At 70.6% G+C, this 12,271-nt stretch carries 11 protein-coding genes; 5 read left to right on the forward strand and 6 right to left on the reverse strand.

Going from position 1 to position 12,271, the window contains the following annotated elements:
* Positions 1-4: 4 nt before the first annotated feature.
* The 3 genes from ACW9J6_RS06055 to ACW9J6_RS06065 form a co-directional block, all read right to left on the reverse strand.
* Positions 5-490: a winged helix-turn-helix transcriptional regulator gene (locus ACW9J6_RS06055; protein ID WP_457115546.1), complete on the reverse strand. Its 486-nt coding sequence runs from the start codon at positions 488-490 to the stop codon at positions 5-7.
* 98 nt (positions 491-588) lie between these two features.
* On the reverse strand, positions 589-1,665 hold the full coding sequence (locus ACW9J6_RS06060) for a tartrate dehydrogenase (protein WP_457115547.1): 1,077 nt from the start codon (positions 1,663-1,665) through the stop codon (positions 589-591).
* Positions 1,666-3,118: 1,453 nt separating this feature from the next.
* Positions 3,119-3,304 (reverse strand): YdcH family protein, encoded by a 186-nt coding sequence (locus ACW9J6_RS06065; protein ID WP_457115548.1) that lies wholly within the window; start codon positions 3,302-3,304, stop codon positions 3,119-3,121.
* A 351-nt stretch (positions 3,305-3,655) separates the two neighbouring features.
* On the opposite strand from ACW9J6_RS06065, the gene ACW9J6_RS06070 reads away from it, so the two are divergent.
* The 4 genes from ACW9J6_RS06070 (at position 3,656) to ACW9J6_RS06085 (ending at position 6,699) form a co-directional block, all read left to right on the forward strand.
* Positions 3,656-3,874, forward strand: coding sequence for a YdcH family protein (locus tag ACW9J6_RS06070; protein ID WP_457115764.1), 219 nt, complete (start codon positions 3,656-3,658; stop codon positions 3,872-3,874).
* Positions 3,875-3,970: 96 nt separating this feature from the next.
* A complete protein-coding gene (gene purE, locus ACW9J6_RS06075) occupies positions 3,971-4,468 on the forward strand; it encodes a 5-(carboxyamino)imidazole ribonucleotide mutase (protein WP_457115549.1) in 498 nt (165 codons plus the stop codon).
* Between the two features lie 10 nt (positions 4,469-4,478).
* Positions 4,479-5,597 carry a 5-(carboxyamino)imidazole ribonucleotide synthase gene (locus tag ACW9J6_RS06080; RefSeq protein WP_457115550.1) on the forward strand — a complete coding sequence of 373 codons (1,119 nt, stop codon included), beginning with the start codon at positions 4,479-4,481 and terminating at the stop codon, positions 5,595-5,597.
* A 220-nt stretch (positions 5,598-5,817) separates the two neighbouring features.
* Positions 5,818-6,699: a tetratricopeptide repeat protein gene (locus ACW9J6_RS06085; RefSeq protein WP_457115551.1), complete on the forward strand. Its 882-nt coding sequence runs from the start codon at positions 5,818-5,820 to the stop codon at positions 6,697-6,699.
* A 673-nt stretch (positions 6,700-7,372) separates the two neighbouring features.
* Here ACW9J6_RS06085 and ACW9J6_RS06090 read toward each other — a convergent pair.
* The 3 genes from ACW9J6_RS06090 to ACW9J6_RS06100 all read right to left on the reverse strand — a co-directional run bounded on the left by ACW9J6_RS06090 (position 7,373) and on the right by ACW9J6_RS06100 (position 11,156).
* Positions 7,373-8,992 carry a methyl-accepting chemotaxis protein gene (locus ACW9J6_RS06090; RefSeq protein ID WP_457115552.1) on the reverse strand — a complete coding sequence of 540 codons (1,620 nt, stop codon included), beginning with the start codon at positions 8,990-8,992 and terminating at the stop codon, positions 7,373-7,375.
* A gap of 272 nt (positions 8,993-9,264) precedes the next feature.
* A complete protein-coding gene (locus ACW9J6_RS06095) occupies positions 9,265-10,950 on the reverse strand; it encodes a sodium:solute symporter family transporter (protein WP_457115553.1) in 1,686 nt (561 codons plus the stop codon).
* Positions 10,947-11,156: a DUF485 domain-containing protein gene (locus ACW9J6_RS06100; protein ID WP_457115554.1), complete on the reverse strand. Its 210-nt coding sequence runs from the start codon at positions 11,154-11,156 to the stop codon at positions 10,947-10,949. Before ACW9J6_RS06100 ends, ACW9J6_RS06095 begins: the two co-directional genes overlap by 4 nt.
* 256 nt (positions 11,157-11,412) lie before the next feature.
* On the opposite strand from ACW9J6_RS06100, the gene ACW9J6_RS06105 reads away from it, so the two are divergent.
* Positions 11,413-12,048 (forward strand): glutathione S-transferase C-terminal domain-containing protein, encoded by a 636-nt coding sequence (locus tag ACW9J6_RS06105; RefSeq protein WP_457115555.1) that lies wholly within the window; start codon positions 11,413-11,415, stop codon positions 12,046-12,048.
* The last annotated feature ends 223 nt before the right edge of the window (positions 12,049-12,271 follow it).

Consider the following 12,271-nt stretch of genomic DNA (forward strand, 5'->3'; position numbering starts at 1 on the left):
CCTCCTAGAGGCCGATGCCGTCGCCGAAGCGGCGGCGGAGCTTGGCGTCGGCGGCCGGGCCCGCCACGACCCGGACGCCGTCCGCGAGGGGCCGGCCGGTATGCCGGTCGACCACGACGGGATCGACCGGGGCGCCGGTCTCCGGCTCGACCAGGGCGACGCTAACGCCCTCCGGCGCGAGGTGCCGGTTGCCCCAGGCGAGCAGGGTCCAGAGCACCGGCCGGAAGTCGCGGCCCTTCTCGGTCAGCACGTATTCGTGGCGGGGCGGACGCTCCTGGTAGAGCCGCCGCTCCAGCAGCCCCGCCTCGACCAGCGCCTTCAGGCGCCGGGTCAGCATGTTGGGGGCGATGCCGAGGCTCGCCTGGAACTGCTCGAAGCGGGTGTGGCCGTAGAAGGCGTCCCGCAGGATCAGAATGCTCCACCACTCGCCGACCCGCTCGAGGCTGCGGGCGATGGGGCACTGCATGTGGCCGAAGGATGCGCGTTGCATGACGCATCAGATAGCGCAGTCACTATCATCATGCAAGTGACCGGGCCGAGAAACGCGGCCCGGCCGGGGACCGGGCCGCGTCTCGGGGAGCGGTCAGATCACGCGTTGTCGCCCCGGATCGCCGCCACGACGGCGTCGGTGACCTGCCGGGTCGTGGCGGTGCCGCCGAGATCCGGCGTGTGCAGGCGCGGATCGGCGGTGACGCGCTCGATCGCCCGCATCAGGCGGCCGGCCGCCGCCGCCTCGCCGAGATGCTCCAGCATCTGCACGGCGGTCCAGAAGGTGCCGATCGGGTTGGCGATGCCCTTGCCGGTGATGTCGAAGGCCGAGCCGTGGATCGGCTCGAACATCGACGGGAAGCGCCGCTCCGGGTTGATGTTGGCGGTCGGCGCGATGCCGAGCGAGCCGGCCAGCGCCGCGGCGAGGTCGGAGAGGATGTCCGCGTGCAGGTTCGTCGCCACGATCGTGTCGAGGGAAGCGGGCTTCATCACCATGCGCATGGTCATGGCGTCGACCAGCATCTTGTCCCAGGTCACGTCCGCGAAGTCCCTCGCCACCGCGGCGGCGATCTCGTCCCACATCACCATGGCGTGGCGCTGCGCGTTCGACTTCGTCACCACGGTGAGGAGCTTGCGCGGACGCGACTGGGCGAGCCGGAAAGCGTAGCGGATGATCCGGTCGACGCCCGCCCGGGTCATCATCGAGACGTCGGTGGCGACCTCCTCGGGATGGCCGCGATGCACCCTCCCGCCGACGCCCGCGTACTCGCCCTCGGAATTCTCGCGCACGATCACCCAGTCGAGCTCCGGGCCTGTGACGTGGCGCAGGGGGCTGGTGATGCCCGGCAGGATCCGGGTCGGGCGCACGTTGGCGTATTGGTCGAAGGGCTGGCAGATCGCGAGGCGCAGGCCCCAGAGCGTGATGTGGTCCGGCACGTCCGGCGCGCCGACAGCGCCGAAATAGATCGCGTCGTGGTCCTTGATCCGCTCGCGCCCGTCCTCGGGCATCATGGCGCCGTGCCGCTTGTAGTAGTCGGAGCCCCAGTCGAAATGGTCGAAGGCGAGGCCGAAGCCGCCGTCGCGCTCGGCGAGGGCGTCCAGCACCTCGATGCCGGCGGCGATCACCTCCTGGCCGATGCCGTCCCCTGGGATCGCGGCGATGCGGTACTGCTTCATGGCGGCATTCCTCGTGGCAACGGTCGGCGGACGGAGAGCGCGAGGCGGCGGACCGGGTGGTCCGCCGGAGCGAGAGTGGGAAGCCGGCCGATACGGTGAGCGTCGCGGACGCGAGCATCAGGCCGAGGGTCATGCTGCCGGTGACGCCGCGGGGCCAGCCGATCCGCGAGGGACCCCTGAAGCCCCCCGAGATCGCCGATCGCGATGGTCGCCGCGGCCTTCGTGCCCGACCGGAAGACGGTCGGCAACTGCCGGGAGAGCGAGCGCGCCGCCATCCCGCCGGCGACGGCGAGGAGAACCGGGGTGGCGCTCATGACGCTGACCGCGACGGCCGTGTGGCCGAGGGCCGTCACGATCCGCGGCAGTCGCGGCGTGATCCCGACGAGGCCGGTCGTCAGTCCCCTTGATCCGGCCCCCCGACGCATCGGGCTGACGGATTCACAGAATGCGAAAAATACAAACAGATCAGATACTTATCTCGACACACGAGGTTCCCGGGTTTGGCGCGGGGACCCCTCTCCCGTGCGGGCCAGCGTGTTCACACTTCGCCCATCGGCATGAAAAAGCCTTTCTTTCGCAATCGCTTGAACTGAACCGAGGAGACCCGCGGGATCCCCTCTCCCGTGCGGGAGAGGGGTAGGGGTGAGGGTCCCGGACCGTGCCGTCATCACGCGAAGACGGTCGTGCTGGCAGCGGGACAGGTCAGAATTCTTGCTGAACCACCTGGACCCTCACCCCTGCCCCTCTCCCGCACGGGAGAGGGGTTCCCCACGCCACATCCGGGAACCATCGTGTGTCGACGCAAGTATCTGACCTACTTTTATTTTTCGCGTTCCGTAAATCCGCTAGCCCGCACGGGACAGGGGATCCGGCGGGTCTCCTCGGTTGCGTTCAAGCAACTGCGAAAGAAGAGCTTTTTCATGCGGATAGGCAAAGCGTGAACACGCTGGCGCGTCGGGAGAGTGGATCCCCGACAGTCCCGAAGCGCCAACACCGATGATCAACTGTCTTTCCCGCAATTCAGACCAGTTATCCGTCCGCCAGGGCCGGAGAGGCCGATCACGAACCGATCCGGCTCGGCCACGCCCGCGGGTGCGAGGGCAACCGTCGGCCGCCCTCGCGTCGGGGCGCGCGGCGCGGCCCCGGTGGCACGCACGGCCCGCCCTCCGGGGAAGGCCGCGCGGCGATCGGAGAGACGCCGTGCCGGCGATGGCGGCCGGCCCGGCGCACGGTGGGGCGACGCGGCGGGAACCACCCCGCGGAAACGGGGCGGCGCGGCGCCGCGCTACGAACAGGTTGTTGCGAAGAATGCCCGCCGGGATCGCGAGCCGATCGTCGTCCGGTCGGAGGTGGCTCTGGCTCCCCTCGCCGCTCCGGTCCGCCCCTTACGGGTCGGCCGGGGGCACGCCATGCCTCCCGAACGGCGCCGCCCGATGACCGGCGGCCTGGACGTCTAGTGGACGACCCGCGTGGAGCTCGTGCGCAGGCGGTTGATCTCGTCCTTGAGGTGCAGCTTGCGTCGCTTGAGTTCGACGAGACGCAGGTCGTCCGTCGAGGGGTGGGAGATCGCTTCCTGGATTTCGCGCTCGAGCGCTTCGTGCTTGCGCTCGAGCTCGGACAGATGCGTCTGAAGCGACATCGGCCGATTCCTCCTGTCATGGTTGCGACACACTGAGCTTGCCACAGGCCGATGCGGCTGTCGAAGGCATTCTTCGCTGCGGCGCACGATGACGATGGCACGACCGAATCGCGACAAATGCTCTATATCCCGCCTGCCGGGACCGGCATGGGGGACGGAGGAACAACGGTAGTCGCGCGGTCGACGTTAATTCGACGCCGCGGCGGCGTTCCCCTCCCCAGATCACCCTAGCTTCCGCTGCGAGAGACGGCGATGTCGCGCCGCAGCGTCGGCGCGCCGTCCTGGCAACCTGCGCCTTGCTGGAATCGGCCGGCTGGCGCATTCTTGGGGCAGGTCGTCGGGATGGACGAGATGGCGTTCGAGTTGAGTGCGGAATCGGCGGCCGAGTACGAGGCGGAGCTGGCGCGCTTGCGCGAGGAACATCGTGATCTCGACGACGCGATCGAGGCGCTGATGCAGCTCGCGGGGGGAGACCGGCTGCAGATCCAGCGGCTCAAGAAGCGCAAGCTCACCCTGCGCGACCGCATCACCTTCCTGGAAGACCAGCTCACCCCGGACATCATCGCCTGAACCATCGCCCGGTTGCGGCCCGCGTCCCGGGCCGCTAGTGCGAGCGGATCGGGCGCCGGTCCCACGGCGCGCAGCGATCAGGAAAGCGTCACGAGCATGACGGCATCGCCCGCGGTCGCGGTCATCATGGGCAGCCAGTCCGACTGGGCCACGATGCGGCACGCGGCCGAGACCCTCGACGCGCTCGGCATCGCCTACGACGCGCGCATCGTCTCCGCCCACCGCACCCCCGACCGGATGGTCGCCTTCGCCAAGGGGGCGCGGGCGGCCGGATTCCGGGTGGTGATCGCGGGCGCCGGCGGCGCCGCGCATCTGCCCGGCATGGTCGCGGCGCTGACCCCGCTCCCGGTGCTCGGCGTGCCCGTGGAATCGAAGGCGCTGTCGGGCCAGGACAGCCTGCTGTCGATCGTGCAGATGCCGGCCGGCATCCCGGTCGGCACGTTGGCGATCGGACGCGCGGGGGCGGTGAACGCCGCCCTCCTGGCGGCCGCGATCCTGGCCGGCACCGACCCGGACCTCGCCGCACGGCTCGACGCGTGGCGCGCCCGCCAGAGCGAGGCCGTCGCCGAGCGTCCCGATTCCTCCGCCCCGTGATCGCCGGACCATGACGTCAGCCCCCCCGCGTCCTCCCCTCGCCCCCGGCGCCACGATCGGCATCCTCGGCGGCGGCCAGCTCGGCCGAATGATCGCCCTGGCGGCCGCGCCCTACGGGTTGAGGACCCATGTCTACGCGCCCGACGCGGACAGCCCGGCCTTCGCGGTCGCCGGCACCCACACCGTCGCGGCCTACGACGACGAGGCGGCGCTCGCGCGCTTCGCGGCCTCGGTCGACGTGATCACCTACGAGTTCGAGAACATCCCGCGCCGCACGGCCGAGATCCTCTCGGCGGCCAAGCCGCTGCACCCGAGCGCCGACGCGCTCGCCACCACGCAGGACCGGCTCTCCGAGAAGAGCTTCGTGGCCGGGCTCGGGATCGCGACCGCGCCGTTCCGCGCCGTGGACGACGCGGCGGGGCTGCGGGCCGCCCTCCAGGATTTGGGGCTGCCGGCGGTGATCAAGACCCGCCGTTTCGGCTACGACGGCAAGGGCCAGCGCATGCTGCGTCCCGACCTTCCCGTCGATGCGGAGGAGGTGATGGCCTCCCTCGGCCACCAGCCCTGCATCCTCGAAGGCTTCGTCCCCTTCGAGAGCGAGGTCTCGGTCGTCGCCGCCCGGAGCGCGGACGGCGCCTTCTCGGCCTTCGATCCCTGTGGGAACGAGCACCGGGACCACATCCTCGCCTTCACCCGGGTGCCGGCGCCCGGCATGGATGCGCGCAGCCGCGAGGAGGCGCTCGCCGTGACGCGCCGGATCGCCGACGCCCTGCAATATGTCGGGGTGCTCGCCGTCGAGATGTTCCTGGTCCGGGAGCCGGACGGCGCCAGCCGCGTGATCGTGAACGAGATCGCCCCGCGCGTTCATAATTCCGGGCACTGGACCATCGAGGGGGCGCTGACCTCGCAATTCGCCCAGCACCTGCGGGCGATCTGCGGCTGGCCGCTCGGGTCCGTCGACCGGACCGGTCAGGCGCGAATCGAGATGCGTAACCTCGTCGGCGAGGAAGCCCATGCCTGGCGGGCGATCCTCGCGGAGGCCGGGGCCCATCTCCACCTCTACGGCAAGGGCCGGGCCCGGCCCGGCCGCAAGATGGGGCACGTCACCCGCCTGCTGCCCCCGGCGTGAGGATCCGCCGCCACAGACCGCGACCACCGGCGGCCTGACCGTCGGGCAGCCACACCTTCGCCACATCGGCCCTGTGAACGGGAGCGAGGTGGATGCTTAAGGCGACGTTCATCCCGATCCGTGACGGTCCCTCGACCGGTGCGGCGGGCCGGCGCTCCGCGGCACCCGATGATGTGGACGGGACGCGCGGCCGGCGACGCCGCCGTTGGGGGATGGGGTGATGAAGCCAGTGATCGTGCCGCGCCGGACCAAGCCGGCCGCCGTGCTGCTCGGGGCGAGTGCGCTCGCGGCGCTGCTGCTCGCCGGCTGCGACACTGTCGGCCGCGCGACGGCGACGAAGCAGTTCGCCGTGCTGGAGACGGACAAGAGCGGTGCCGCCGACGTGAACATCGCGTCGCTGAGCGACGTGGTTCAGCGCAACCCGAACGATCCGGCCGCCTACAACACCCGCGGGGCCGCCTACGCCCGGGCGGGCAATTACGGCGACGCGATCGCGGATTTCACGAAGGCGATCCAGCTCGATCCGAACTCGGCCTCCGCCTACTGCAACCGGGCGCTCGCCTACCGCCAGTCCGGCCGCAACGACGCGGCCCTGCAGGACTTCTCCAAGGCGATCCAGGCCGATCCGAACTACAGCGCCGCCTTCATCGGCCGCGCCAACCTGCAGCGGGCGCAGGGCAATTACGAGGCCGCCTATGCGGACCTCAGCCAGGCGATCCGCCTAACGCCGGAATCGGCGGAGGCCTACCATGCCCGCGGCCTGGTGCGGCAGGCGCAGGGCCAGCACCGGGCGGCCATCGGCGACTTCGATTCCGCCATCGACCGCAACCCCTTCGTGGCGGCCCCCTACGCCGCCCGCGGCCAGAGCCTGATCGCCACGAACCAGTACGACAAGGCGATCGAGGACTTCAACGCGGCCCTGAACGTGAACAACAAGGACGCGGATTCCTGGGCCTACCGGGGCGTCGCCTACGAGAAGTCGGGCCGCCGCCAGGAGGCCATCGAGAGCTTCCAGCGCGCCTCGGCCATCGATCCGAACAACCCGGTTGCCCGCCAGGGGCTCGGGCGGGTTCAGGGCGGAATGGCGACGCTGTTCCGCTAGAGAATCCTCCCTCTGCGCAGGCACGGTCACACGTCGCCGGATGATGCGCGGGTTCCTCCTCTCCCCGCGTGCGGCACCCGTGCGCAAAGATCTTGCGTGGAACCAGAAAAGCGTTCAACCGCAGCAGATTACAGGTGATCGAAGGCGGATCGCGGGATCCCCTCTCCCGTGCGGGCTTACCCATTCACACTTTGCCGGATGAGGCGCGGGTTTCTCCTCTCCCCGCGTGCGGGGAGAGGGCTCTGCCGACCTTGTTGTCGGCAGAGCGAGCCCGAAGGGCGAGGGTGAGGGGGCGGTTCCGGGTGTGCTCTGTCCTGACGCGCCCTCTCACCCTCGGCTGCCGCCTCGTCTCGCCCCCAACATGGGGGGCTCGACCCTCTCCCCGCACGCGGGGAGAGGGCATGCGCACGACCCGAAATGTGAATCCGCAAGCCCGCACGGGAGAGGGGTTCCCCGCGCCGGACTCACCGCGCTATGCCTTTGAATAAACGATTGTCTCGTAAAAGTTTCTCGATCGCTGCGTGCATACGGCAGCGATGTGCGGGCAGTGGGCTGCGTCCTCCCTGCCGGGGACACCGCGAGCCCGAAGGGTGAGGGTTGACGGGCCGGGCGCTCCCGGTCTCGTTCAGCTCCACCACGCCCCGGGACCACGCTGCAGCGGCGCGACCCACCGTCAGACCTGGTAGCGATCCGCCAACGCCAGCAGCTCGCGCGCCAGTTCAGATAGGTTCGCGGCGGCCATCTCGACCTGCCGGGTACCGGCGGCGGTCTGCTGGCTGGCCTGCCGGATGTTCTGCAGCGCCCCCATCACCTGCTCGATACCGAGCTGCTGCTGGTTCGTCGAGGCCACGATCTGCTGGAAGGTCTGCGCGCCCTCCTCCGCCCGCGCCGCCATCTCCTCGATGGTGCGCACCGTCGCGTCCGTGCGCTCCTTGCCGGCGCCCGCCCGCTTGACCGCCTCCTCGGTCAGCATCACCGAGGTGTTCACGCCCCTCTGGATCTCGCCGAGCAGCGCGCGCACCTGCCCGGTCGCCTCCTTGGCCTGGTCGGCGAGCCCTTTCATCTCGGCGGCCACCACCGCGAAGCTGCGCCCCGCCTCCCCTGCCGCCGCGGCCTCGATCGCGGCGTTGAGCGCGAGCAGATGCGTGCGCTCCGAGATGTCGTTCACGGTGGCGATGATCTCGCCGATGGCCTGGGTCTTCTCGCTTAAGGACACGATGTTGCCGGCCACCGCCTCGCCCTGCTCGCGGATCCCGTCCATGGCCTCGGCGGTGTCGGCCGCCGCCTGCAGCCCGGCCCGGGCGGTCTGGGCGGTGGCCTGGGCGGTGGCGATCACCTCCTGCGCGCGCTTCGTGATCTGCACGCCCGAATGGGCGATCTCGTCGACGGTGGCGGCAGTCTCCTGGACGGCGGCGAACTGCTCCTCGACGCTCGCGGCCTGCTGCTGGGCGGAGGCGCGGATCTCCGCGGCGGCGGCGTTCAGGTTGTTCGTCGCGGAGCGGTTCGTCCGGGCGAGATCGGCGAGCCCCGCCACCATGGCGTTGAGGGTGGTGCCGAGGCGGCCGACCTCGTTGCGGCCGGCCGTCGCGACGCGGCCCGTCAGGTCGCCGGTCCCGACGCGCTCGACGAACCGCACCACGCCCCCGATCGGACGCACGATGATTCGGTTGATGGCGATGCCGATCGCGAGGCAGATCAGCAGCGTCAGCAGCGTGCCGCCCCAGAGCGCGAGGGTCGCGTTGCGCTGCGCCAGCGCCAGGCGATCGTTCTGCGTCGCCCGGATCTGCTCCTGCAGCCCCTCGATGGCGGCGAGCCTGTCGCGGAAGGTGTCGAACAGCTCCTTGCCGGATCCGTCGGCCTCGATGCGGACGGCCTCGGGGCGCGTGGCGGGATCGGCCGCGCGCCGCACCGCCTCCTCGCCGATGCCGGTCTGCCAGGCACGGGCCGCCGCCACGGCATCGGCGAGCAGGCGCGCGGTCTGCGCGTCGCTCCCGACGAGGCCTCTCAGGCGCTCGATCGCCCCGTCGAGGGCGGGCCGCCCCTCCCGGTAGGGATCGAGGCTCGCCGCGCGACCGGTGATGAGGTAGCCGCGCAGGCCGGTCTCCTGGTTGAGCATCGCGGCCCGGAAGGCGTCGAGCCCGCGGATCACCTGGTTCGAGCGGGTGAGCGCCTCCGTCGCCGCGTTCTGCTGGTCGAGGGTGACGAGGACCACCGCACCGCTGAGGACCGTCACCACCGCGATGGCGGCGATGGCGCCGCCGAGCGAGCGGTTGAGGCCAAAGGAATTCGGCATGCGGCGGCGCTCCTGAGCGGATCTGCGGACGAGACCGGACGGCCCGGGCGAGCGCCCGAGGCGGCGCGCTTGGGCCGCGCGGTGCCTTAGCCGGACAGCGGCCCGATGGGCAATCGCCGTGCGGCGGCAGACCCGGTCCGGCGGAGCGGACCCATGGAAACGGAGCCTTGGGAGCGGAGCCATGGGAGTTGAGGCCCCGCGCGGGGGCGGGGCGCCTCGTCGATCGGTCCGCCCGCCGCGTCAGGCCGGGAGGGTTTCCCGCGGCGGGCGGATCACGCCCGCTGTCCCTGGGGCGACCCGGGCACCGGGATGGGCCCGGCCCCGGATGAGGCGGCGCGCGCACCGCCCATCACCGCGCTCTGGGCGGCGTAGCTGGCGCGGTCGGCGATGCCCCGCGGGCTGCGATCGAGGAGCGAGACGATCACGCAGGTCGCGAAGGTGAGCGGCAGGGTGATCAGCGTCGGCGGATCGAGGGGGAAGAGCGGCGCCGCGTTGCCCAGCACCTTCACCCAGATCGGCGGCCCGATCACCGTGAGAACCAGAGCCCCGACCAGCCCGACCCAGCCGCCGGCCACGGCCCCGCGGGTCGTCAGGCCCGGCCAGTACAGGGCGAGGATCAGGACCGGGAAGTTGGAACTCGCGCTGATCGAGTAGGCGAGACCGACCATGTAGGCGATGTTCTGCCGCTCGAACGCGATGCCCAGGCCGATCGCCGCGAGGCCGACCGCCAGGGTGGCGAACCGCGCCACCCGCACCTCGTCCCGGTCGGCGACGGCACTGTCCTTGATCACGTGGGCGTAGAGGTCGTGGGCGATCGCGGAGGCGGCGGCGAGGGTCAGTCCCGACACCACGGCGAGGATCGTGGCGAAGCCGATGGCCGAGTTGAGGCCGAGCAGGACGTCGCCGCCCAGCGCATGCGAGAGGTGGATGGCGACCATGTTGCCGCCGCCGATCGGCGCGCCCGACGCCGTCAGGTACTGGGGCGAGGCGCCGACGAGCGCCAGGCCGCCGAACCCGATCACGAAGATCAGGGAGAAGAAGTAGGCCACCATCGTGCAGCCCCAGAACACCGAGACGCGGGCCGAGCGCGCATCCGGGACCGTGAACACGCGCATCAGGAGGTGAGGCAGGCCGGCGGCCCCGAAGAACAGGGCGATCCCGAGGGACAGGGTCGACACGGGCGCGGCCGCGAAGGTCTGCGGCTGCAGGATCGCGGCATGCTTGGCGTGGACCTCCACCGCCTTGGCGATGATCCGGTCGTAGCTGAAGCCGAAGGCGGACAGGACCAGCAGGGCCGTGAAGGTGGCCGTCAGCAGCAGGATGGCCGCCTTGATGATCTGCACCCAGGTCGTGGCGACCATGCCGCCGAACATCACGTAGCAGATCATCAGGACGCCGACGATGACCACGGCGTAGAGATAGGGCAGGCCGAACAGCAGCTGGATCAGCTGGCCGGCCCCGACCAACTGGGCGATCAGGTAGAACGCCACGATCGAGAGGGACGAGAACGCGGCCAGCATCCGCACCGGACGCTGGGCGAGCCGGTAGGCGAGGACGTCCGAGTAGGTGTAGCGCCCGAGGCGGCGCAGCTTGTCGGCCAGGAAGAACACGATGAGCGGGTAGCCCATCGTGTAGCCGACCGCGTAGACGAGGCCGTCGAAGCCGGTCGCGAAGATCAGCCCCGACAATCCCAGGAAGGCGCCGGCGGAGATCAGGTCCCCGGCGAGGGCGAAGCCGTTCTGCAGGCTCGTGATCTGGCCGTTGGCGGCGTAGTAGTCCGCGGCCGAGCGGGTCCGGCCCGACGCCCAGTAGGTGATCGCGAGCGTGATCGCGACGAAGAACACGAAGAGGGCGATCGCCGTGAGATTCAGCCCGCTCTCGGGGCGCGCCGCGGCCTGCGCGAGGGCGGGGCCGCCCATCGCTCCGAGAGCGCCGGCAGCCAGGATGCTCCGCCTCATCGGCCGCGCTCCTCGGCGTTGGCGAGCAGCACGTAGAGGCCGGTCGCCAGAACCACGCTCCAGATCAGGCAGAAGCCGTACAGGAACCAGTAGGACGCCGTTCCGCCCGCCACGACGGGCCCCGCCAGCGCCCCGGGCGCGAAGGCTGCCGCGATCATGAAGACCGTGTACAGCAGCCCCAGGATGAGCAGGAGCACGAGACCCACGATTGTGGATCGTTGCCAAGGCGTCTGCATCATCGCTCCCGGTCCACCGCGTTGCCGCCCGCACGCTCCGGCGAGCTTAGTCTTCGCGTCAGCGTCGTTACAAGCTCGCTGATGCGGCGGTCTGCATCAAGATCGAACACCATGCCGTTTTCGTGCGCGGGCCGGGGCAGCCTCGACTTGGCTGCACTTTCCTCGTTGTCGGGCGCGAAGAAAGCGGCCTAGGATCGACGCCCATGCCGAGCCGCGAGAGGGAAGCATGTACCGCCTGATCAGCGCCACTCCGAGCCCCTACGCCCGCAAGGTCCGCATCCAGCTCGCCGAGAAGGGGATCCCCTTCGCGCTGGTCACCGAGGTTCCCTGGGACAACGACACCCAGACCCCGCACTACAATCCCCTGGAGAAGCTTCCCGTCCTGATCTGCGAGGACGGGGAGACGGTCTACGAGTCGCGCTTCATCAACGAGTGGGTGGAGATCAAGCATCCCGACCCGCGCCTGACGCCGACGGATCCGGACGGGATCCTCCTGACCAAGCGCTTCGAGGTGCTGAGCGACGGGGTCTGCGACGCCTGCGTGCTGATGTTCTGGGAGCGGGCGCGGCCCGAGGCAGCCCAGAGCGCCGAGTGGACGGCCCGCCAGATGCGCAAGTGCGAGGGCGGCCTGCGCGAGATCTCCCGCCTTCTCGGCGACGGGCGGTTCTGCGTCGGCGACCGGTTCGGCCTCGCCGACATCGCGGTCGGGAGCCTGCTCGGCTGGCTGAACGTGCGCTTCCCCGACCTGCCGTGGCGGACGCGGCATCCCAACCTCGCCGCTCTCCAGGATCGCCTGGAGGAGCGCCCGTCGTTCCGGGATACCGTGCCCTACGCGCAGACGATCCGCGACAAGGTCGTGTGAGGGTTGACCGGCGGTGCCGGCCCAGGGGATGCCGGCATGCGCCCCGACGGGGCGCGTGTGACGTCCCGCCGGCGCGCCATCGGACTCTTCAGGGATCCGGTTTCGATCGCGCAGACGGGGGTCAACCCGCCTCGCGCGTTGCATGGGTGTCCGAGGAGAAAGCGAGGCACTTCCCCCTCTCCCGTGCGGGCTTGCCTGTTCACACAATCCGGTTTTCGGCGCG

This window comes from Methylobacterium sp. JK268 (assembly GCF_054052225.1).

Bases quoted from the DNA above. Each gene is read 5' to 3' on its own strand.
- ACW9J6_RS06055 (WP_457115546.1), bottom strand. From the start codon at position 490: ATGCAACGCGCATCCTTCGGCCACATGCAGTGCCCCATCGCCCGCAGC.
- ACW9J6_RS06060 (WP_457115547.1), bottom strand. From the start codon at position 1,665: ATGAAGCAGTACCGCATCGCCGCGATCCCAGGGGACGGCATCGGCCAG.
- ACW9J6_RS06085 (WP_457115551.1), top strand. From the start codon at position 5,818: ATGAAGCCAGTGATCGTGCCGCGCCGGACCAAGCCGGCCGCCGTGCTG.
- ACW9J6_RS06105 (WP_457115555.1), top strand. From the start codon at position 11,413: ATGTACCGCCTGATCAGCGCCACTCCGAGCCCCTACGCCCGCAAGGTC.
- ACW9J6_RS06090 (WP_457115552.1), bottom strand. From the start codon at position 8,992: ATGCCGAATTCCTTTGGCCTCAACCGCTCGCTCGGCGGCGCCATCGCC.
- ACW9J6_RS06095 (WP_457115553.1), bottom strand. From the start codon at position 10,950: ATGAGGCGGAGCATCCTGGCTGCCGGCGCTCTCGGAGCGATGGGCGGC.
- purE (WP_457115549.1), top strand. From the start codon at position 3,971: ATGACGGCATCGCCCGCGGTCGCGGTCATCATGGGCAGCCAGTCCGAC.
- ACW9J6_RS06080 (WP_457115550.1), top strand. From the start codon at position 4,479: ATGACGTCAGCCCCCCCGCGTCCTCCCCTCGCCCCCGGCGCCACGATC.
- ACW9J6_RS06065 (WP_457115548.1), bottom strand. From the start codon at position 3,304: ATGTCGCTTCAGACGCATCTGTCCGAGCTCGAGCGCAAGCACGAAGCG.
- ACW9J6_RS06070 (WP_457115764.1), top strand. From the start codon at position 3,656: ATGGCGTTCGAGTTGAGTGCGGAATCGGCGGCCGAGTACGAGGCGGAG.